Source organism: Roseomonas sp. BN140053 (assembly GCF_047690175.1).
Taxonomy (GTDB): domain Bacteria; phylum Pseudomonadota; class Alphaproteobacteria; order Acetobacterales; family Acetobacteraceae; genus Roseomonas.
This window is the reverse complement of the sequence record NZ_JBLLEB010000045.1, coordinates 1-20,156: the sequence shown is the minus strand read 5'-3', so window position 1 is coordinate 20,156 and position 20,156 is coordinate 1. Positions and strand designations below refer to the sequence as shown.

Here is a 20,156-nt window from a genome sequence, read left to right as displayed (position 1 = left end):
CGCCGCGCCGGGGCCCGGCTGGTTCAGCGCAGGTCCAAGCCCAGCAGCATATGCAGGTCCGGCGGGTCGTTGTTGAAGGACTGCCCCTCCGCGAGGTGGACCTGCTGGTAGGTTTGCAGCGGCCCGAGGCGCGCATCCCCCGCGCCGACCGACACCAGGGCGCGCCCCAGCGCCGCGCCCGCGGCGCTGTGGAACACGCTCCACATCGCCGGGAAATGCCCGAAGGCCGCCGCCGCAGAACCAGGTCCCCAGGCCACGATCTCCGCCGCTGCCGCGCGGAAGGCTTCGTCGAGCCCCTTCATCTCCCACAGGCTGTCGGCCTTGTTCCAGGCTTCCGGCAGCACCACGGCCACGCCTTCCGTCCCCACGATCGACAGGATCATCACCGGGTCCGCGCCGCCGTCGCGCAGCCATTCCTCAATCGTGCGCCCGCCGATCGTGAGCTGGCGCGGCAGGTTGTGCGCCCCCTGAGTCCGGTCGGCGCGGGTGCCGCGGCCCTCGTTGAACTGGTTGTGCGCCCCCCTGATGGCCACGGCGCCCAGCGGCAGCATGCCCTGGCGCCGCATCGCGTAGAGCGCCGCGAAGACCTTGCGGAAATCCTTGTAGCGCAGCACGGCATGGCCACGCGGCGTGCCGACCTCCAGGCCCGCCGGAAAGGCGACCCGCTGCAGTCCGTCGGCGTTCCGCCAGGGATCAACGCGCTCCGCCATCTTGCCTCCCGCTGCGACCAGGGTGGAACCGGCGGCCACCGTCGCGGCGGCCATCCCGGAATCCGGATGTTCCGGGCATAGCACGATTCCCCCGGCCCCGGAGCAGGCCGCGCCTCCTGGGGAAGGGGAGGCGCGCCGGGACCCGCCCGCTTGGCCGGCCTCAGTCCTCGCCGAAGCGGTAGCCGACCCCCGGCTCGGTGCGCAGCAGCGACGCCGCCGGCCCCAGCTTCTGCCGGAGGTGCCCGACATAGACCCGCAGGTATTGTCCGTCCGCCGTATGCGCCGGCCCCCACACCGCCAGCAGCAGCTGCCGGTGCGTCAGCACCCGCCCGCGCGCCTTGGCCAGGGTTTCCAGCAGGCCCCATTCCCGCGGCGTCAGCTTCAGCGGCTCGCCGCCCGCCACCCGGGCCAGCCGCCGCCCCGCATCCATCTCCAGCGGGCCGACCCGCAGCGGCGCGGCCGCTTCCTCGCCCGCCGCCGCGCTGGCCCGGCGCAGGGCGGCGCGGATGCGGGCCAGCAGTTCCGCCAGGGCGAAGGGCTTCTCCACGTAGTCGTCGGCGCCGGCATCCAGGGCGGCCACCTTGGCCTCCTCCTGCCCGCGGGCGGACACCACGATGATCGGCACGGCCGAGGACGCGCGCAGGCGGGGGATCACTGCCTGCCCGTCCATGTCCGGCAGCCCGAGGTCGAGCAGCACCAGCGCCGGCTCCCGCCGGGTGGCGAGCTCCAGCGCCGCGGCGCCGCTCTCGGCGCGCAGCGGCTCGAAGCCGGCCGCCAGCAGCGCGGGGCCGAGGAAGCGGTGGATCTGCGGCTCGTCGTCGACGACCAGCACGCGGGGGCCGGAAGGGGTCACGGCGCGAAGCGTACCACCATCCGCGTGCCGCGCCCGTCCCGCACCGGGCTCTCGGCGGTGATCCGCCCCCCCATGGCCTGCGCCAGGCCGCGGCAGATCGCCAGCCCCAGCCCGCTGCCGGCCGGTGCCTTGTCGCCGCGCCGCACCCGGAAGAAGGGGTCGAAGATCTGCTCCAGCTGTTCCGGCGGGATGCCCGGCCCGTCATCCTCCACCGCCAGCACGAGGTTGGCGCCCTCGCGCCGGACGATCGCGGTGACGTCCCCGCCCGAAGCGGCCTCCGCAGCGCCGGTGCCGCCCGGGGCAGAGAACTTCAGCGCGTTGTCCAGCAGGTTGGCCAGGATCTGGTCCAGCAGGATGGGGTCCAGCTGCAGCGGCGGCAGCCCCTCGGCCACCTCCAGCCGCACCGTCCGGCCCGCGGCGCGGGACGCGCGCTCGACGGCGGTGCGCATCGCCTCGCCCGCATCCACCGGCACGCGCTTGGGCGTCACCTGCCCGCCCTCGATGCGCACGATGTCGAGGATGTTGGACAGGTAGCGGTTCAGCCGCAGCGTTTCCTCCTCCGCGGTGCTGAGCAGGTCCTCGCGCACGGCATCCGACAGCGCCGCCCCGGGCAGGCGCAGGGTTTCCAGCGCGCCGCGGATGGAGGTCAGCGGCGTGCGCAGGTCGTGGCCGAGCGAGGCCAGCAGCGCCGTGCGCAGCGCCTCGGTTTCCGCCCGCGCGTCGTCGCGGGCGCGCTCCTCCATCAGCTGCGACCGCTCGATCGCCACCGCCGCCTGGTCGATCAGCGCGTCCAGCGTGCGGTCGCGCTCGCCGTCCAGCGGGCGGTTCCCGGCCTGCCCATGGCCTTCCGCGGCCTCGCGCATCCGCAGGCCCAGCAGCCCCACCGTGCCGCGGGCGGTGCGGATCGGCCGGAACTGCCACGCCGCCGAGGGCAGAGACCCCGTGCCCGCCCCGGCCTGCCGGCCGTTGCGCAGCGCCCAGCGCGCGGCCGCCATGGAATCCGCGTCCGGCTCCGCGTCCAGCGGCACGGCGGCGCGCAGCACCGGCTCCCCGTCCAGCGGCATCAGCACGCCGGCGGGGCAGCCCGCCACGCGCTCGGCCTCCTGCGCCACCGCCACCAGCAGGTCGCCGGTGGAACCGGGCGCGGCGAGGCGGCGGGCGAACTCCACCAGCCGGCGCAACCCGAACAGCCGCGCCCGCGCCGTGCTGACCGAACGCCCCAGGCTGCCCGTGGTGCCCGTCAGCAGCAGCGCCACGACGCCGAACACCGCCACGCCCACCACGTCCTGCGGCCCGCCGATGGCCAGGGTGTAGCGCGGCGACAGGAACAGGAAGTTCCAGGCGGCGAAGCACAGCACCGCCCCCACCGCCGCCCGCAGCGCCCCGAACCAGGCCGCCAGCGCCACCACCGCGGCGAGGTAGATCATGCCCAGCGCGCCTTCCGGCACCACCTCGTCCAGCAGCAGGCCGATCGCGGTGGCGCCCGCCACCAGCACGGGAACCGCCGCCCAGCCGACCCAGCCCGGCAGCGGCGGCCGCTCCGGCCGCGCGCGGGGTGGGACCACCGCCAGGCCGGGCAGCACGTGCAGGGTGAAATCCCCGGCGCCGCGCAGCAGCTCCCCGGCCAGGGTGCGGCCGGACAGGCGGCGCCACAGCGACGGCCGTCCGCGGCCGATCACGATATGCGAGCAGTTGCGCGCCCGCGCGTGGTCCAGGATGGCGCGCGGCACGTCGCGCGCCACCGTTGTTTCCACCTCCGCGCCCAGGCTTTCCGCCAGCCGCAGCGCCGGCGCGGGATCGGCCGCATCGCGCCCGTCGGGCCGTTCCACGTGCAGCGCCAGCAGCGGCGCGCGCAGCGCGTCCGCCACGCGCCGCGCCTGCCGCACCACCTCCTCGGCCGCGGGGTCGGCCCCCACCAGCGCCAGCACCCGCTCGCCGGAAGGCCAGGGCCCGGCGATGGCGTTGGAGCGCATGTAGCCGGTGACGTCGGCATCCGCCCGTTCGGCGGTGCGGCGCAGCGCCATCTCGCGCAGCGCGGCCAGGTTGCCTTCGCGGAAGAAGCCCTTCAGCGCGCGGTCGGCCTGGTCGGGGCGGTACACCTTGCCCTGGCGCAGCCGTTCCAGCAGCTCGCCCGGCGGGATGTCCACCAGCTCCACCGCGTCGGCCTCGGCCAGCACGCGGTCGGGCACGGTTTCCTGCACCCAGACGCCGGTGATCCGCGCCACCTTGTCCGACAGGCTGGCGAGGTGCTGCACATTCACCGTGGTCCAGACTTCGATCCCCGCGGCGCGCAGTTCCTCCACGTCCTGCCAGCGCTTGGGATGGCGGCTGCCGGGGGCGTTGGTGTGCGCCAGCTCGTCCAGCAGCAGCACCTGCGGCCGGCGGCGCAGCGCGGCGTCGAGGTCGAACTCCTCCAGCTGCTGCCCGCGATAGCTCAGCCGCGCGCGCGGCAGCACCGCCAGCGCCCCGATCTGCGCCGCGGTGTCGCCGCGGCCGTGGGTTTCCACCAGCCCCACCACGACATCCGCCCCGGCGGCGCGCAGCTGCTGCCCTTCCCGCAGCATCTCGTAGGTCTTGCCCACCCCCGGTGCGGCGCCCAGGAACACCTTCAACCGCCCGCGGCCTTCCCGCGCCGCCACGGCCAGCAGGGCGTCGGGATCGGGTCGCTGCGGTTCGGTCACCATGGGCGCACTACGCGGCCGGGCGCGACGCGGCGGCAAGCCCCGCCCGCGAAGGCCTGTCCGGCGGGGCAGCGGCGTCGTGCCCATGGGCGAATGGGAAGGCTGGGGGAGTGAACTCCCCCAGACCCCCTCCTTTTTTCGGGAGTTTTCGGGGGCGCCGGCGGCCACGGAAGCCCCCCGAAACTCCCGAAAATAGATGGGGGTCCGGGGGAATACCTTCCCCCGGCTTCCTGTTCCCCCTCAGGTCGGAACGACTGCGCGATGGTTCTCAGTCCACGCCGCGCAGCAGCAGCCAGCGCGCAAGCGGCACCAGCACCGCGATGGCCACCGCGCCGCCCAGCCACACCCACGGCGCGTGCGGCGCCGGACGCCCGGAGCCGGTGAGGCCGAGCGCCAGCGAGCCCACCAGCGCCCAGGCGAGCTCGCCCCCCACCACCGCCAGGGGAAACGCCGCCCCGCCCGCCCGCGCGTGCCGCCGCCTTCGGCCGCGATCCGGCGCCGCGGCCGAAGTCGCCTCGGCCCACGGCGGCCGGGCCCGCGGCAGCCGCATCGGGAAGGGCGGATGCGCCAGCGCGTTCACCGCCGCCCCGTCCGCGGCGCCGCGCGCCGTCGCGCCAGGCGCGCGTTGCACACCACCACCAGCAGCGAGAAGCCCAGCACCGCCAGCCAGGGCAGGAAACCGGGTGCGGAGAACAGCTCACGGAGCGACATGCGATGCCTCGAAACATGCGACCTTGCCGGACCACCGCGCGCGACGGCGGTGGCGAAGCAGCGGGCCGGCACCATGCCTAGCCCGGCGGCGCGTAAAGGGGCCGTATGAGCTTCGCGGCGGCGGCATAAAGCCCGCGTAAAAACCGGCGCGCCCCTGCGCGATTTTGCGGGTTCTTTACGGCCGCCGCCCGCCTTCCACATCGCGCCTTTACACGCATCGGCCCTACTGGATCAGCCGCGCATCGCGACCCATCCGCGCGGGACATCCCATGATCGACATTCTGCTACTGGGGCTCGGCCTCGGCTTCTTCGGATTGATGGCGGCCTACCTGGCCGGCTGCGAGCGGGTCTGACAACCGTGCTCGACCTCATCCTCGGCGGCGCGGTTTCGGCCGGCCTGCTGCTCTACCTGCTCTGGGCCCTGCTGCGGCCCGAGGACCTCTGAACCATGACCTTCCAGGGCTGGGCGCAGATCGCGCTCGTGCTGGCGCTCACCGTGGCGGCCGCCGTGCCGCTGGGGCGCACCATCGCCGCCGTGGCCGAGGGCCGCGTCCGCTGGCTCGCGCCGGTCGAGGCGCTGTTCTTCCGCGCCGCCGGCATCGACCCGTCGCGCGGGCAAACGTGGCGCGGCTACGCGCTGGCCATGCTGGCGGCCAATGCCGCGGGCTTCCTGCTGCTCTTCGCCATCCTGCGCCTGCAGGGCGTGCTGCCGCTGAACCCGCGCGGCTTCGACGGCATGTCGCCGTGGCTGGCCTTCAACACCGCCGTCTCCTTCGTGTCCAACACCAACTGGCAGGCCTACTCGGGTGAGGCCGCGGCCTCCTACCTCAGCCAGATGGCCGGCTTCACCGTGCAGAATTTCCTGTCGGCGGCCACCGGCATCGCCCTGGCGCTGGCGCTGAGCCGAGCCTTCGCCCGCGGCGGCGCCAAGGACCTCGGCAACTTCTGGGCGGACTTCGTGCGCGTCACGCTGTACGTGCTGCTGCCGCTGGCCACCGTGCTGGGCTTCGTCTTCATCGCCCTGGGCATGCCGCAGACCCTGTCCGATTATGTCACGGCGGCCACGCCCGAGGGCGCCGAGCAGGTGATCGCGCTCGGCCCCGTGGCCTTCCAGGTCGCCATCAAGCACCTCGGCACCAATGGCGGCGGCTTCTTCGGCGCCAACTCGCTGCATCCCTTCGAGGGACCTACCGCGCTCGTCACCGCCCTGCAGATCTGGGCGCAGGCGGTGATCCCCTTCGCGCTGTGCCTGTGTTTCGGCCGCATCGTCGGCGACATCCGCCAGGGCCGCGCGCTGCTGGGCGTGATGCTGGGCTTCGTCGTGGTCGCCACCGCCGCGATCTACGCCGCCGAGGCCGCGGGCAATCCGATCCTCGCGCAGCTCGGCGTCGATCCCGCCATGGGCAACATGGAGGGCAAGGACGTCCGCTTCGGCCTGCCGCTGGTGGCGCTGTTCACTGCCACCACGACGGGCGCCTCCTGCGGCGCGGTGAACGCCATGTTCGACAGCTTCACGCCGCTGGGCGGCATGGTGCCGCTGTTCCTGATCCAGCTCGGCGAGGTGCTGCCCGGCGGCGTCGGCTCCGGCCTCTACGGCATCCTGATCTTCGCGCTGCTGGCGGTGTTCGTGGCCGGGCTGATGGTGGGCCGCACGCCGGAATACCTCGGCAAGAAGGTGCAGGCGCGCGAGGTCAAGCTGGCCATGCTGGCCGTGCTGGTGCTGCCCGCCACCATCCTGGGCTTCGCCGCCGTGTCGGTGGTGCTGCCGGCCGCGGTGTCCTCGGTCGCCGCCGGCGGGCCGCACGGTTTGACCGAGATGCTCTACGCCTACACCTCGGCCGCCGGCAACAACGGCTCCGCCTTCGGCGGGCTGACCGCCGACACGCCCTGGCTGAACACCACGCTGGGCCTGGCCATGCTGCTCGGCCGCTTCGCCTACGTCGTGCCGGTCATGGCCATCGCCGGCTCGCTCGGCGCCAAGCACAAGGCACCGGCCGGCGCCGGCACCTTCCCGACGCACGGGCTGCTGTTCGGCGGCTTGCTGGCCGGCGTGATCCTGATCCTCGGCGGGCTGCAATTCCTGCCGTCCCTCGCCCTCGGTCCCCTGGCGGAGCACTTCGTCATGCTCGCCGGCAAGACCTTCTGAGGCCGCATCCCATGCTCGACACCACCCTCGACCCCGCACCGGCCCGCCAGCGTTCGCGCGACGCGGCCGATGCTTCCCTGTTCGATCGCGCCATCCTCGGGCGCGCGGCGCTCGACGCCGTGGGAAAGCTCAATCCCCGCTCCCTGCTGCGCAACCCCGTGATTTTCGTGACCGAGGTCGTCTCGGCCCTGGTCACGGTGCTGGCGCTGCGGGCGGGGCTGGACGGCGAACCCTGGGGCTTCTTCGCCGCCATCGCCGCCTGGCTGTGGTTCACCGTGCTCTTCGCCACCTTCGCGGAAGCCGTGGCGGAAGGCCGCGGCCGGGCGCGGGCGGAAAGCCTGCGCAAGGCGCGCACGGACGCCCAGGCCAAGCTGCTGCTGCGCCCCGACGACCGCTCGCTGTGGCAGCCGCGTTCGGCCACCACGCTGCGCGTCGGCGACCTCGTGCTGGTGGAACCGGGCGACCTCGTCCCTTCCGACGGCGAGGTCGTGGAGGGCATCGCCAGCGTCAACGAGGCCGCCGTGACCGGCGAGAGCGCCCCGGTGATCCGCGAGAGCGGCGGCGACCGTTCCGCCGTCACCGGCGGCACCACGGTGGTGTCGGACTGGATCGTGGTGCGCATCACCGCCGCCCCCGGCGCCACCTTTATCGACCGCATGATCGCGTTGGTGGAAGGCGCCTCGCGGCAGAAGACGCCCAACGAGATCGCGCTGGATATCCTGCTGGCGGGCATGACGATCATCTTCCTGATCGCCGTCGCCTCCCTGGTCGGGCTCGCCTCCTGGAACGGCCGGCCGCCCGGCGTGCCCGTGCTGGCGGCGCTGCTGATCACGCTGATCCCCACCACCATCGGCGGGCTGCTCTCGGCCATCGGCATCGCCGGCATGGACCGCCTCGTGCGCTTCAACGTCATGGCCACCTCCGGTCGCGCGGTGGAAGCGGCGGGCGACGTGGACGTGCTGCTGCTGGACAAGACCGGCACCATCACCCTGGGCAACCGCCAGGCCGCCGCCTTCCACCCCGCCCCGGGCGTGGAGGACGCGGCGCTGGCGGAAGCCGCGGTGCTGGCCAGCCTGGCCGACACCACGCCGGAAGGCCGCTCCGTGCTGGCCTTTGCCCGCGACCGCCACGGCATCACCCCGCCGCCGCTGCCGGCGGACGCGGTGGTGATCCCCTTCACCGCGCAGACCCGCATCTCCGGCCTCGACCTCGGCGGCGACCGCTACCGCAAGGGCGCGGTGGACCCGCTGCTGGGCGGCGACGCGCCGGCGGAGATCCGCGCCGCGGCGGAACGCGTCGCGCGCTCCGGCGGCACGCCGTTGGCCGTCAGCCGCAACGAGCGGCTGCTGGGCGTCATCGAGTTGAAGGACGTGGTCAAGCCCGGCATCCAGGAGCGCTTCGCCGCGCTGCGGCAGATGGGCATTCGCACGGTGATGGTGACCGGCGACAACCGTCTCACCGCCGCGGCCATCGCCGCGGAAGCCGGGGTGGACGACTTCATCGCCGAGGCCAGGCCCGAGGACAAGCTGCGCTACATCCGCGACGCCCAGGCCGAGGGCCGCCTGGTCGCCATGGCCGGCGACGGCACCAACGACGCGCCGGCGCTGGCGCAGGCCGATGTCGGCGTGGCCATGCAGACCGGCACGCAGGCGGCGCGCGAGGCCGGCAACATGGTGGACCTCGACAGCGACCCGACCAAGCTGATCGAGGTGGTGGAGATCGGCAAGCAGCTGCTGATCACCCGCGGCGCACTGACCACCTTCTCCATCGCCAACGACGTGGCCAAGTACTTCGCCATCCTGCCGGCGATCTTCGTCGCCTCCTACCCGGAGCTGCAGGCGCTGAACCTGATGCGCCTGTCGTCGCCGGAAAGCGCCATCCTGTCGGCGGTGATCTTCAACGCGCTGATCATCGTGGCGCTGGTGCCGCTGGCGCTGCGCGGTGTCCGCTACACCCCCGTGGGTGCGGCCGCGCTGCTGCGGCGCAACCTGCTGATCTACGGGCTGGGCGGCGTCATCGTGCCCTTCATCGGCATCAAGATCATCGACCTCGTCATCACCCTCCTGGGGCTCGCCTGAACCATGTCCGCCATCCTGCGTCCCGCCCTCGCCACGGTGATCCTGTTCACCGCGCTGCTGGGCCTCGCCATGCCGCTCGCCGTCACCGGCGTGGCCGGCCTCGTGCTGCCCGAACAGGCCGGCGGCAGCCTCATCCAGCGCGACGGCCGCGTGGTCGGCTCGGCGCTGATCGGGCAGAACTTCGCCTCGCCCGGCTACTTCCACCCGCGCGCCTCCAACGCCGGCAGCGACGGCTACGACGCCACCGCCTCCGCCGCCACGCAGCTCGCCCCCACCAGCGCCAAGCTGGTCGACGCGGTGCGCGGGCGCGTGGCGGAGAACGGCCCGGCGCCGGTGCCGGCCGATGCCGTCACCGCCTCGGGCTCCGGCCTCGACCCGCATATCAGCCCGGAGAATGCCGCACGCCAGGTGGCCCGCGTCGCCCAGGCGCGCGGCTGGCCGGAGGACCGGGTGCGCGCCCTGCTGGCCGAGCACACGGAAGGCCGCGAGCTTGGCCTCCTCGGTGAGCCGCGCGTCAACGTGCTGCGCCTCAACCTCGCCCTCGACGCCGCGCGCTGAGCCGATGCGCCGCTGAGCCGCCCCGCCGTGGCGCGCCCCGTCCCGGGGCACGCCGCGGCCGTCGCGCGCCCGCTTCCCCGCTCCGTTTCCCCGCCTGGGCGCGATCGGCGCCCTTCTCCGAACATTACGGGATCCACGATGCTGCCTGCCCTTCGCACCGCCACCCTCGCCCTGGTTCTCGCCGGCGCGGCCCTGCCCGCCGTCGCGCAGACCCGGATCGAGGCGCTGGGCCTGTCGCTCACCGCTACGCCGACCCTGGCCACCGACTACCTGTTCCGCGGCATCAGCCAGACCCGCAACCGCCCGGCCGTGCAGGGCACCCTCGAGGCGCTGCACGACAGCGGCTTCTATCTCGGCGCCTTCGTGTCCAACCTGGGCTTCGCCGGAACGAATGCGCGGCAGGAGGTGGACGCGCTGGCCGGCTACCGCTTCACGCTGGGCGGCATCAACTGGGACATCGGCGCGATCTACTACAGCTATCCCGGCTACAGCCGTCCCAACCCCGCCGCCTACAACCTCGACTACATCGAGGGCGCGGTGCGCGCGAACCGGGAGTTCGGCCCGGTGACCGTCTCGGCGGCGGTGAACGTTTCGCCCAATTTCTTCGGCCAGTCCGGCACGGGCGTGTACCTGGAGAGCGGCCTGGACGTGAAGCTGCCGCTGGACTTCACTGCCTCCGGCCGCCTCGCCTACCAGTGGATCCAGCGCGAGCCGCGCTTCGGCACGCCCGACTACCTCTGGTACTCGATCGGCATCGCCCGCGAGATCCCCGGCGGCATCGTGCTCGGCCTCGGCTACTACGGCACCGACATCGAGCGGCGGAACTGCTCCGGCGGGCAGAAGATCTGCGACGAGCGCGTGCTGTTCACCATCAGCCGCAAGTTCTGACAACGCGCCCGCGAAGGATGCCGAAAGCGATGCGCGACCGCCCGGCCGCCCGCCGATCGCGCGACGTGGCCTGGCGCTTCGTGCTGCGCCTGGCCATCGTGGCGGTGGCCCTGGCGCGTACGCGGGGAACCGGGGCGGAAACCCAACTCCTCGCCTGGCAGCTCTGCCTGCTCGCGGCCGCCGTGTGTGCCGGCGCCGCGATCCTGCTGCGCGAAGCCGCCGGCGCGCGGGAACTCACCCATTGGGACGAGGCCCTGGCCTTTCTTGCCCTCGGCACCGCGGTGCACGCCGCCGGCTGACGCCGGCGCCGCGCCTCTTTGCGCCGTCTTTGCGCCGCGGCGGCCCGATGCACATGGCGCCTTTACGCCCGCCCATCCGATCTTCCCTGCCCTGGAGGGCATCATGCCGATCTCATCGCGCCGCGATCCTGCCGCGGTTCCCACCCGTCCCGCCGCCGCCGCGCCGCGGCCGGCGCTGTTCAGCCGCCAGGCCCGCCTGCACAGCGTGCTGCGCGACGCCGCCACGGCGGAGGAGGAACTGCTCGACGCCACCGGCACCGGCGCCGCCGACCGCGTGCTGATCGTGGGCGGCAGCGGCGCCGAACTGCTCTGCGCCAGCATCCGCCGCGGCTGCCGCGCCGCCACCGGCACCACCGTGCCGCCGCGCCACCCGGATCCGGCCGAGGTGGTGCTGGCGCCGCGGGTATCCTCGGTGGAGGAAGCCGTGGCCATCGCCGCCGGTGCGCGCCGTGCCCTGGCGGCCGGCGCGGGGCCGGGGCGCCTGGCCCTGGCGCTGCTCGGGCAAACGGCGGCCGCCGCGGCGGCGCGCCTCGTGCTCGGCCTGCGCGCCGCGGGCTTCGCCGGCATCCGGCTGCGCGGCCGGGCGGCGGGCGGGCTGTTGGTGACCTGCCGCCTGCAACCGCCCGAAGTGGCGCATTGATCCCCGGGGGAGGGCAGGAACGGATGCCGGGAGCATCGCTGGCGCTGCGCGGCTCGATCCCGGCGCTGGTCACGCCGTTTCGCGCCGGCGACGGCGAGCTCGACGAGCCCGCGCTGGGCCGCCTGGCCGAGCGGGCGGTGGCGCAGGGCTCCGCCGCCGTGGTGGTGTGCGGCAGCACCGGCGAGGCCGCGGCCATGACCGCGGCGGAACAGGCGCGCGCCATCCGCACCGTCGTGGAGGCCGTGGGCCGGCGCTGCCCGGTAATCGCCGGCATCGGCGCGCCCTGCACCGCCGGCGCCGTGGCGCTGGCGCGCGCCGCCGAGCGCTGCGGCGCCGACGCCCTGCTCTGCGCCGCCCCGCCCTACGTGAAGCCGAACCAGGACGGGCTGCGCGCCCACCTGCGCGCCGCGGCGGGGGCCGCCGCCCTGCCGGTGGTGCTCTACGACGTGCCCGCCCGCACCGGGGTCGGCTTCGACGACGACACGGTGGCGCGGCTCTGGGAGGACGGCGTGATCCACGCCCTCAAGGACGCCACCGCCGATCTCGCGCGGCCCACGCGGCTGCGGCGCCTGTGCGGCGCGGAACTGCCGCAGCTGTCCGGCGACGACGCCACCGCCGCGGCGCACCTGGCCATGGGCGGCAGTGGCTGCATCTCCGTGACCGCCAACGTCGTCCCGGACGCCTGCGCCGCCCTGCAGCGCGCCTGGGCCGAGGGGGACCGCGACGCGCTGGCCGCGCTGCGCGACGGGCTGGCCCCGCTGCACGAGGCGCTGTTCGCCGAAAGCAACCCGATCCCGGTCAAGGCGGCGCTCGGGCTGCTCGGCCTGTGCGACCCCGCGCCGCGGCTGCCGCTGACGCGCGCGACGGAGGCCACGGTCCGGCGCCTGGACGCGGTGCTGCGGGACTTCGGCGCGACCGGGCAGCACGCCGCCCCCGCGCGCCGCGCCGGCTGAGCGGCCGGGGGGCCCGCTGCCCCGGCCGGCGAACCCATCCCCGGCTTGACAGCATCTCGGCCCGGCCGACAGGATCGTCGGACGCTTTCTGCGGCCGGTAACCCGTCGCAGGCCGGCACCGCGGCCCGTGGCGGGCGGTGTCCGGCGCTGCACGGCCACCGGCCCGGCGCAACGAACGAGAACCAGTACCAGGGGGGAGCCTCCGAGGCCCATGCCGATCACCGCGACCCGGCGCGCCGCGCTGGCCCTGCCGCTGCTCGCCGCGGCGCGTCCTGCCCTGGCGCAGGACACCGACTGGCCGCGCCGGCCGATCCGCGTGCTGGTGCCCTACGCGCCGGGCGGCTCCACGGACTCCTCCATGCGGGCCGTGGCCGACCGCCTCGCGGCCTGGCTCGGGCAGCCCGTGGTGGTGGAGAACCGCTCGGGCGGCAGCGGCACCATCGCCGCCGGCGCCGTGGCGGCCGCGCCGCCGGACGGCACCACCTTCCTGATCGAGGGCATCCCCAGCGTCGTTAATCCCTTCGTGCTGCGCAGCCTGCCCTTCGACTACCGCACCGCCCTGGTGCCGGTGACGCAGGTGGTCAGCGTGCCCGTGGCCCTGGCGGTGAAATCCGCCCTGCCGGTCCGCACGGTGGCGGAATTCGTGGCCCTGGCGCGCGAACAGCCGGGCAAGCTGTCCTGCGGCCATTCCGGCAACGGCACCGGCGCCCACCTCGCGGGTGTGCTGTTCCAGCAGCGCACGGGCATCTCGCTGATGACGCTGCCTTATCGCGGCGGCGCCGATGCCGCGCGCGACCTGGCGTCCGGCGCGCTGGACTGCGTCACCACCGCGCCGCTCTCGGTGGCGCCGCTGGCGGAAGGCGGCAGGGTGCGGCTGCTGGCGGTCAACAGCGCCCGGCGCAGCCCGGTGCTGCCGGATGTCCCGACGCTGGAGGAGAGCGGCGTGCGCGACGCCAACCTGGAAGAGTTCCTCGGCCTTTTCGCGCCGCGCGGCACGCCGCAGCCAATCATCGACAAGCTGCGCGCGGGCGTGGCCGCCGTGCTGGCGGAGCCGGAAGTCCGGCAGCGCATCCTGCAGCTCGGCGCCCTGCCGGTGGGCAGCACCTCCGCCGAGTTCGCCGCCCTGGTGGAGCGCACCCGCTCGGAGGTCGAGTGGCTGGTGCGCCCGGCCGGGCTGGAGGTGAACTGATAGGGATGGCGGCGTGGTGCCCCGTGACTCCGGGAGGGAGAAGGAATTCTCCCTCCCGGACCCTCCCTCATCTTCTTTCGAGGGACTGCCGCGGTCGGGGTGGAAACGTCGGGCGCTTCATGCCGGAGAAAATTCTATTCACGCAGCGCGGGCGGATGCCGCAGTCGCCGGAGGGCCGAGCCCTCCGGCGCGCCCCACGTCGCCACCCAGCCCGCGGCAGCCTCCCCGAAAAAAGATGAGGGGGAGGGTTCGGGAGGGGGAGAATTCCTTCTCCCTCTCCCGAGCTCCGCGCACCGAAGCGCAAACCATCACGCCACCCGAGGAAAGGGAAACGCCCCATGCTTGACGCCGTGCGACTGGCCGTGCCGCCCACCCGCGCCGACCAGGTCGGCAGCCTGCTGCGCCCCGCCGCCCTGCTGGCCGAACGCGAACGCTTCAACCGCGGCGAGATTTCTGCCGAAACCCTGCGCGCCGCCGAGGACACGGCCATCCGCGGCGTGATCGCGACCCAGGAATCCCTCGGCCTCCAGGTCGTCACCGACGGCGAATACCGGCGCGGCCTGTATTCCGACAACTTCACGGAAACGGCCCTGACCGGCGTCACGATGGAGGAGGACGCCAGCGCCTGGGCCTTCCAGGGCGGCGGCAAGAAGCACTCCGCCGCGCCGCTGATGCGCGTGGTGGACCGCATCCGCTGGAGCGGGTTGTCGCACAACGCCGCCGACTTCGCCTTTCTCAAGGCGAACACGTCGCGCATCGCCAAGATCACGCTGCCGGGGCCGGCCTTCATCCATTACCGCGCCGGCCGCGGCAACATCAGCCGCGACGTGTATCCCGACCTCGACCTGTTCTGGTCCGACCTGGCGGAAGCCTACCGGCAGGAGCTGGAAGCGCTGCACCGCGCCGGCTGCACCTACGTGCAGCTGGACGAAACCTCGCTGGCCAAGTTTGGCGACCCCAAGATCCAGCAGGGGCTGGCCGCGCGCGGCGACGACTGGCGAACCCTGCTGCACACCTACGTGGACGCGCTGAACGCCGTGGCCGATGCGGCGCCCCCGGGCCTGCTGCTGGCCATCCATCTCTGCCGCGGCAACAACCAGGGCCAGTGGCAGGCCGAGGGCGGCTACGAGGCCGTGGCCGAGGTGCTGTTCAACAAGCTGCGCATCCCCCTCCTGCTGCTGGAATTCGACACGCCGCGCGCCGGCTCGCTGGACGTGCTGAAGACGCTGCCGGAAGGCAAGGCGGTGGTGCTGGGCCTGGTCTCCACCAAGACGGGCGAGCTGGAATCCCGCGAGCTGCTGCTGTCCCGCCTGCGCGAGGCCGCCACCCACGCGTCGATCGAGCAACTGGCGATCAGCCCGCAATGCGGCTTCGCCAGCGTGGAGCACGGCAACCCCATCACCCCCGAGCAGCAGGCGGCCAAGCTGCGCCGCTGCGTGGAGATCGCCGCCGAGGTCTGGGGCAGCGTCGCCGGCGGGGGCTGATCAGCCCAGGTATTCCTCCGGCGCGTCCAGGATGGCCGCCGTGTTGCCGAGGATATGGCCGCGCATGGCCGCCTCGGCCGCAACGGCGTCGCCCTTCAGGATCGCCTTGGCGATGACGCGGTGCTCGGCGCGCGAGGTCCGGATGCGCGCTGGCGTCAGCAGCAGGAAGTCGAACTGCAGCCGGAACACCGCCAGCCGCGTGTGTTCCACGAAGCCCGGCAGGTGCTGGTGCCGGCCCAGGCGCAGCACCGCCTCGTGAAAGGCGGCATTGTAGGCGCCGTAGCCCGCCGCGTCCCGCGCCCGCGCCCCGTCGGCCGAGCGTTCCAGCGCCAGCAGCGCGTCCCGCCCCGGCGCGTCGATCCGCGCGGCGGCTGTGGCCGCGGCATAGCCTTCCAGCACGGCGCGGATTTCCGTCAGCTCCAGCACGTCGGCGCGCGTCATCTTGCGCACCCGCGCGCCGCGGAAATGCTGCAGCTCCACGAAGCCTTCCGCCGCCAGGCGCCGCAACGCCTCGCGCAGCGAGGAGCGGCTGACCCCCAGCGCTTCCGTCAGGTCGGGTTCCACCAGGCGCTGGCCCGGCGCGTAGCGGCCGGCGCGGATGCCGGACTTGATATGGGCGATCACGCCGTCGACGGCCGATCCGGCGCCGGCATCCCGATCAAGGGCGGGGGCAGGTTTCGCCATTCCAGATCTTCGCGCAGGGAGGCTCGGGGGATAGCAGGGGCGGGGGCGGCAAACAACGCGCGCCCCGGCCGCACCCCCGCCCGGCCGCGCGAAGAACCCGCTTGACGCCAGGATCGTCGGACGATTATGTCCGGCGACAGCAACGCGGCGGTCCGGCCGCCCGCGCTGCGCGGACCGACACGGCGGGGGATCAACGGATGCAGGTGGAAGCCAGGACGGCGCAGGCCGGGACGCGCATCGCCGACCACGCCACGCCCTTCGTGTTCAACTGCTGGTACATCGCCGCCCTGGGCTCCGAGGTCGGGCGCGACCTCCGGCAGCGCTGGCTGCTCGGCCGGGACGTGCTGCTGTTCCGCCGGCAGGACGGCACGCCGGCGGCGATCCAGAACCGCTGCCCGCACCGCTCCGCGCCCTTGTCCATGGGCCGGCTGGTGGGCGACACCGTGGTCTGCGGCTATCACGGCTTCACCTTCGACGCGTCCGGCACCTGCATCCGCGTGCCCTCGCAGGAACGGGTGCCGCGCAACCTGCGCATCCAGAGCTATCCGGCGGTGGAGCGCGGACCCTTCATCTGGGTCTGGATGGGCGATGCCGAGCGCGCCGACCCGGCTTCCATCCCGGCGCAGGACTGGCTCACCGACGCGCGCTTCGACCACGTGGAAGGCTACTTCCACGTCGGCTGCAACTACCTGTCCCTGCACGAGAACGTGCTGGACCTCACCCACGTCCCCTTTCTGCACGGCGAGCACAACGCCACCCTGCAATTCGCCGAACAGCCCGCCGACGTGTCCGTGGAGGGCAACACCGTCACGGTCAGCCGCAACGAGTACGACCGCGCCCCGCCGCCGCACTACGCCGCCTCCATCGGGCGCAGCGACATCCGGGTGAACCGCCTGTCGGTGTCGCAGTTCCTCAGCCCCGCCTTTCACGGCGCCCAGACGATCGTGGAGTTGCGCGAACCCAGCCCCGGCGAGCGCGACCGCTACCTGTTCAAGATCATCCACGCCTTCACGCCGGAAAGCGCGACCTCCACCCACTACTTCTGGTCCAACGCGCGCGACAGCAGCGTCGGCGACCCGGAGGTTTCGGAGATCATCCGCCGTCGCTCCACCAAGGTGTATTCCGAGGATGTGGAGATCCTGGAAGCCGCCGAGCGCATCCGCCAGGGGGAAAGCCGCAGCGACTTCCGCGAGGTCAGCGTGATGGCCGACGGCCCGGCCATGCAGGCGCGCCGCATCACCGCCCGGCTGGTGTCCGCGGAGCTGGAATGAGCGACCCGCGCCCCGCGGCCGACCCGGACTTCGCACTGCCCCCCGGCCACACGCTGCGGGAGGTGGCGCACCGCTTCGGCGGCCCGGCCGGCGGGGAGGGCGCCTGGATCGTCGAGCAGCGCGACGCGGCCGGCAACCTCGTCGCCCGCTTCGAGAGCTGGGCCCTGCCGCCCGGCCACCCGCTGCGGCGCCGGCACGCCGGGCTGGCGGATCGCGCCCCCGCCCGCACCTACGAGCAGTATGACGGCAACGGCGAACTCGTGGCCCGCTACGAAGGCTGGCGGCCGGCCGAACGCCGCCGCTAGGCCGGCGGCACCCCGCTCGCCTCCGAAGGCAGCCTCAGCGCAGCGGCGGCGAATACATCAGCCCGCCTTCCGTCCACACCGCGTTGCGCCCGCGCGGCACGCCCAGCGGCGCTGCCCGTCGCGAGGCCGAGAGTCATGGAGGGACGCGCAGCCGCCGCATGGCACGCCATTCAGCAGGGCGCCCCGGCCGCGCGGCGGCGCGGTTCTCGCGCGCTCGTGCCCGATCCGCGGCCCCGCCCGGCATCGGCGCTGCCCGCCCGCGCTGCTAAGGAAACACCCCCCGCCGGCCCCGCCCCCCGACCGCGGCACCGTGCCAGGAGCGCACTCCCAGACCCATGACCGGCTACCGCTCCGTCCTGATCACCGGCGCGTCCAGCGGCATCGGCCGCGCCCTGGCGCTGCGCTGCGCGGCCCCCGGCGTCACGCTGCACCTGTCCGGCCGCGACGCGCTGCGCCTGGAGGCCGCGGCCGCCGCCGCCCGCGCCCGCGGCGCCGCCGTGCATCCCCGCCTCTTGGACGTGCGCGATCGCGACGGCATGGCGGACTGGATCGCCGGCGCCGGGCCGCTCGACCTGGTGGTGGCCAATGCCGGGATCACGGCCGGCACCGGCGGCGGGCTGGAAGCCGCGGCGCAGTCGCGCGCGGTTTTCGCGACCAACCTCGACGGCGCGATCAACACGGTGCAGCCCGCCCTGGCCGCCATGGTGGCGCAGCCGCCGGGGCCGGATGGCTGCCGCGGGCGGATCGCCGTGGTGGCTTCCATGGCGGTGTTCATCGCCACCCCCGGCGCTCCCGCCTACGCGGCCTCCAAGACGGCGATCGACGTGTGGACCCAGGCCACGGGCGTGGTGGCGCGCGACCGCGGCGTGCGGATGACCAGCTTCTGCCCGGGCTACGTCCGCAGCGCCATCACCGAGCGCAACAGCTTCCACATGCCCGGGCTGATGACGGCCGAGCGCGCGGCGGAGCTGATCCTGCGCGGGCTGCGATCGGGAAAGCCGCGCGTCGCCTTTCCGCTCTGGATGGCAGCCAGCGCCCGGGTGCTGGGGCTGCTGCCCGCCACGCTGGTGAGCCGGCTGCTGCGCGCGCTGCCCGGCCAGACCGCCGTGGCCTATATGCGGGGCCCCGATCCCTGAACACCGTCGAGGCCTTGTTCCGCCTCGGTGAAACCAGCAAGCCGGGGGAAAGTATCCCCCCCGGACCCCCCTCTATCTTCGGGAGCTTTTCGGGCACGCCCGTGGCCGATGGCGCTCCTTCTCACTCTCGAAAGAAGGAGGGGGGCCGGGGGAGTTCACTCCCCCGGCCTTGCTCGCCTCGTCAGCTCAGGACATCGCCCTACCGGGCGGAACCCAGCACCGCTTCCCGCATGCCGTCGATGAACTCCACCATCCAGCGCGTATACTCCGCCGCCGTGTCCAGCGAGCCGCCCACGGTTTCCAGCGACATGTCGGCCAGCCGCCCGCGCACGGCGGGCGACTTGGCGGCGCCGTCGAAGGCGGTGTTCAGCCGCGCCACCACCTCGGGCGGCGTGCCGCCGGGGGCGAACAGGATGATGCCCATGTTGAAGCCCAGGTCGGGATAGCCGGCCTCGGCGATGGTGGGGACCTCGGGCATGGCGGGCAGCCGCTCGGGCGACAGCACCGCCAGCGCCTTCAGCCGCCCGGCTTGCACGTGCGGCATCAGCAGCGCCGTGGGCTGCACCAGGAAGGACACCCGCCCCGCCAGCAGGTCGGGCGTGTAGTCGCCGCGATAGGGCACGTGCACCGCCTCGAAGCCCAGGCGCTGGCTCAGCCGCGCGCCCAGCAGGTGGAACAGCGTCCCCACCCCGAAGGAGGCGTAGTTCAGCTGGTCCGGCGCCGCCTTGCCGCGCTCCGCCAGCCCCGCCAGCGTGTCCACCCCCAGCGAAGGCGTGGCCACCACCATCCAGTGGTCGCGGGTGGCGCGCGCGATCGGGGTGAAGTCCTTGAACGGGTCCATCGGCGGCCGCCCCGCCAGCAGGAAGGCGTGCACGATGGTGTCCGCCCCGCCCAGGAACAGCACATGCCCGTCGGCCGGCGCCCGCGCCACGAACTCCGCCGCCAGGATGCCGCCGGCGCCGGCGCGGTTCTCCACCACCACCGGCTGGCCCAGCGCCTCGCCCATCGGCTCAGCCACCGCGCGGGCGGTCAGGTCGATGGTGCCGATGCCCGGCGCCACCCCCACCACGATCCGCACGGGCCGGTTGGGAAAGGGGGCCCGCGCGCCGCCCGGCGCGGCCCCTTGGGCCAGTGCGCCGGGCGCGCCCAGCAGGGCCGGCGCGGTGGCCGCGAGGAGTTGCCGTCTGTGCATGCTGTGCCCCGAATCCCCCCGGCCCGGCCGTTGCGCCGCGCCACCTCCGGGCATCCTAGGGGCGGCCCGTTGCGCGGCCAATCCGGTTTTCCGGCGCCCTCCCGCCGGGGCAGGGCGTGGTGCCCTGGCCCCGCACGCCGTCGCCGGCAACAGCCCCCGAAGCGTCCTCCCTTCGCGGGCGGCCGCTCCGGATGCGCCGCCAAGTTGTTCAAGGGCGGATTCACGCGTCCGGGCCATGCCGCCCCCCGACGATCTGCTCTAGAGGCTGTTGTGGACCTGCTCCAGGTTGAGGAGGTTCTTGAGCATGAGGCAGGCGAAGGCGACGAGATGCAGGCCCGCGAGGGTTTCGGGGAGGCGCTCGTAGTCACGGACGAGGCG

The 20,156-nt window shown here is 73.9% G+C and carries 20 protein-coding genes; 13 read left to right on the top strand and 7 right to left on the bottom strand.

Translation table 11 applies throughout. The features are described 5' to 3' along the window. Window positions 1-23: 23 nt before the first annotated feature. From ACLIBK_RS22840 to ACLIBK_RS22820, 5 genes are all read right to left on the bottom strand, one after another. Complete coding sequence (locus tag ACLIBK_RS22840; RefSeq protein WP_415389614.1) at window positions 24-764, bottom strand: hypothetical protein; 741 nt, start codon at window positions 762-764, stop codon at window positions 24-26. 106 nt (window positions 765-870) lie between these two features. Next, window positions 871-1,563, bottom strand: a complete 693-nt coding sequence (locus ACLIBK_RS22835) for a response regulator transcription factor (RefSeq protein WP_415389613.1) — start codon at window positions 1,561-1,563, stop codon at window positions 871-873. Beyond that, window positions 1,560-4,247 (bottom strand): ATP-binding protein, encoded by a 2,688-nt coding sequence (locus ACLIBK_RS22830; protein ID WP_415389612.1) that lies wholly within the window; start codon window positions 4,245-4,247, stop codon window positions 1,560-1,562. Before ACLIBK_RS22830 ends, ACLIBK_RS22835 begins: the two co-directional genes overlap by 4 nt. Before the next feature lie 265 nt (window positions 4,248-4,512). Continuing rightward, entirely contained in the window at window positions 4,513-4,824 is a 312-nt protein-coding gene (locus ACLIBK_RS22825; protein ID WP_415389611.1) for a hypothetical protein, read from the bottom strand. Next, entirely contained in the window at window positions 4,821-4,955 is a 135-nt protein-coding gene (locus ACLIBK_RS22820; protein WP_415389610.1) for a hypothetical protein, read from the bottom strand. The genes ACLIBK_RS22825 and ACLIBK_RS22820 overlap by 4 nt, the downstream gene beginning before the upstream one ends. A gap of 358 nt (window positions 4,956-5,313) precedes the next feature. On the opposite strand from ACLIBK_RS22820, the gene kdpF reads away from it, so the two are divergent. The 10 genes from kdpF to ACLIBK_RS22770 all read left to right on the top strand — a co-directional run bounded on the left by kdpF (window position 5,314) and on the right by ACLIBK_RS22770 (window position 15,190). After that, window positions 5,314-5,400, top strand: a complete 87-nt coding sequence (gene kdpF / locus ACLIBK_RS22815) for a K(+)-transporting ATPase subunit F (RefSeq protein ID WP_415389621.1) — start codon at window positions 5,314-5,316, stop codon at window positions 5,398-5,400. A 3-nt stretch (window positions 5,401-5,403) separates the two neighbouring features. Continuing rightward, window positions 5,404-7,101, top strand: a complete 1,698-nt coding sequence (gene kdpA, locus ACLIBK_RS22810) for a potassium-transporting ATPase subunit KdpA (RefSeq protein ID WP_415389609.1) — start codon at window positions 5,404-5,406, stop codon at window positions 7,099-7,101. A gap of 11 nt (window positions 7,102-7,112) precedes the next feature. Beyond that, window positions 7,113-9,179: a potassium-transporting ATPase subunit KdpB gene (gene kdpB, locus ACLIBK_RS22805; RefSeq protein ID WP_415389608.1), complete on the top strand. Its 2,067-nt coding sequence runs from the start codon at window positions 7,113-7,115 to the stop codon at window positions 9,177-9,179. Between the two features lie 3 nt (window positions 9,180-9,182). Next, a complete protein-coding gene (gene kdpC / locus ACLIBK_RS22800; protein ID WP_415389607.1) occupies window positions 9,183-9,737 on the top strand; it encodes a potassium-transporting ATPase subunit KdpC in 555 nt (184 codons plus the stop codon). Window positions 9,738-9,875: 138 nt separating this feature from the next. Next, entirely contained in the window at window positions 9,876-10,625 is a 750-nt protein-coding gene (locus ACLIBK_RS22795; RefSeq protein ID WP_415389606.1) for a TorF family putative porin, read from the top strand. A gap of 29 nt (window positions 10,626-10,654) precedes the next feature. After that, entirely contained in the window at window positions 10,655-10,924 is a 270-nt protein-coding gene (locus ACLIBK_RS22790) for a hypothetical protein (protein ID WP_415389605.1), read from the top strand. 103 nt (window positions 10,925-11,027) lie between these two features. After that, window positions 11,028-11,564: a hypothetical protein gene (locus ACLIBK_RS22785; protein ID WP_415389604.1), complete on the top strand. Its 537-nt coding sequence runs from the start codon at window positions 11,028-11,030 to the stop codon at window positions 11,562-11,564. A gap of 23 nt (window positions 11,565-11,587) precedes the next feature. Further along, a complete protein-coding gene (gene dapA, locus ACLIBK_RS22780) occupies window positions 11,588-12,517 on the top strand; it encodes a 4-hydroxy-tetrahydrodipicolinate synthase (RefSeq protein ID WP_415389603.1) in 930 nt (309 codons plus the stop codon). Window positions 12,518-12,728: 211 nt separating this feature from the next. Then, window positions 12,729-13,706: a Bug family tripartite tricarboxylate transporter substrate binding protein gene (locus tag ACLIBK_RS22775; protein ID WP_415389602.1), complete on the top strand. Its 978-nt coding sequence runs from the start codon at window positions 12,729-12,731 to the stop codon at window positions 13,704-13,706. Between the two features lie 338 nt (window positions 13,707-14,044). Further along, complete coding sequence (locus ACLIBK_RS22770) at window positions 14,045-15,190, top strand: 5-methyltetrahydropteroyltriglutamate--homocysteine S-methyltransferase (protein ID WP_415389601.1); 1,146 nt, start codon at window positions 14,045-14,047, stop codon at window positions 15,188-15,190. Here ACLIBK_RS22770 and ACLIBK_RS22765 read toward each other — a convergent pair whose 3' ends face one another. Next, complete coding sequence (locus tag ACLIBK_RS22765) at window positions 15,191-15,874, bottom strand: GntR family transcriptional regulator (RefSeq protein WP_415389600.1); 684 nt, start codon at window positions 15,872-15,874, stop codon at window positions 15,191-15,193. Between the two features lie 197 nt (window positions 15,875-16,071). Here ACLIBK_RS22765 and ACLIBK_RS22760 point away from each other — a divergent pair, with 197 nt between their 5' ends. From ACLIBK_RS22760 to ACLIBK_RS22750, 3 genes are all read left to right on the top strand, one after another. Beyond that, complete coding sequence (locus ACLIBK_RS22760; RefSeq protein ID WP_415389599.1) at window positions 16,072-17,145, top strand: Rieske 2Fe-2S domain-containing protein; 1,074 nt, start codon at window positions 16,072-16,074, stop codon at window positions 17,143-17,145. Beyond that, the gene (locus ACLIBK_RS22755; RefSeq protein WP_415389598.1) at window positions 17,142-17,450 is read left to right on the top strand and encodes a hypothetical protein; all 309 of its coding nucleotides are present in this window, start codon (window positions 17,142-17,144) and stop codon (window positions 17,448-17,450) included. The genes ACLIBK_RS22760 and ACLIBK_RS22755 overlap by 4 nt, the downstream gene beginning before the upstream one ends. Window positions 17,451-17,785: 335 nt before the next feature. After that, the gene (locus ACLIBK_RS22750) at window positions 17,786-18,586 is read left to right on the top strand and encodes an SDR family NAD(P)-dependent oxidoreductase (RefSeq protein ID WP_415389597.1); all 801 of its coding nucleotides are present in this window, start codon (window positions 17,786-17,788) and stop codon (window positions 18,584-18,586) included. Window positions 18,587-18,785: 199 nt separating this feature from the next. Here ACLIBK_RS22750 and ACLIBK_RS22745 read toward each other — a convergent pair whose 3' ends face one another. Next, a complete protein-coding gene (locus ACLIBK_RS22745) occupies window positions 18,786-19,778 on the bottom strand; it encodes a Bug family tripartite tricarboxylate transporter substrate binding protein (protein ID WP_415389596.1) in 993 nt (330 codons plus the stop codon). Window positions 19,779-20,156: the final 378 nt, after the last annotated feature.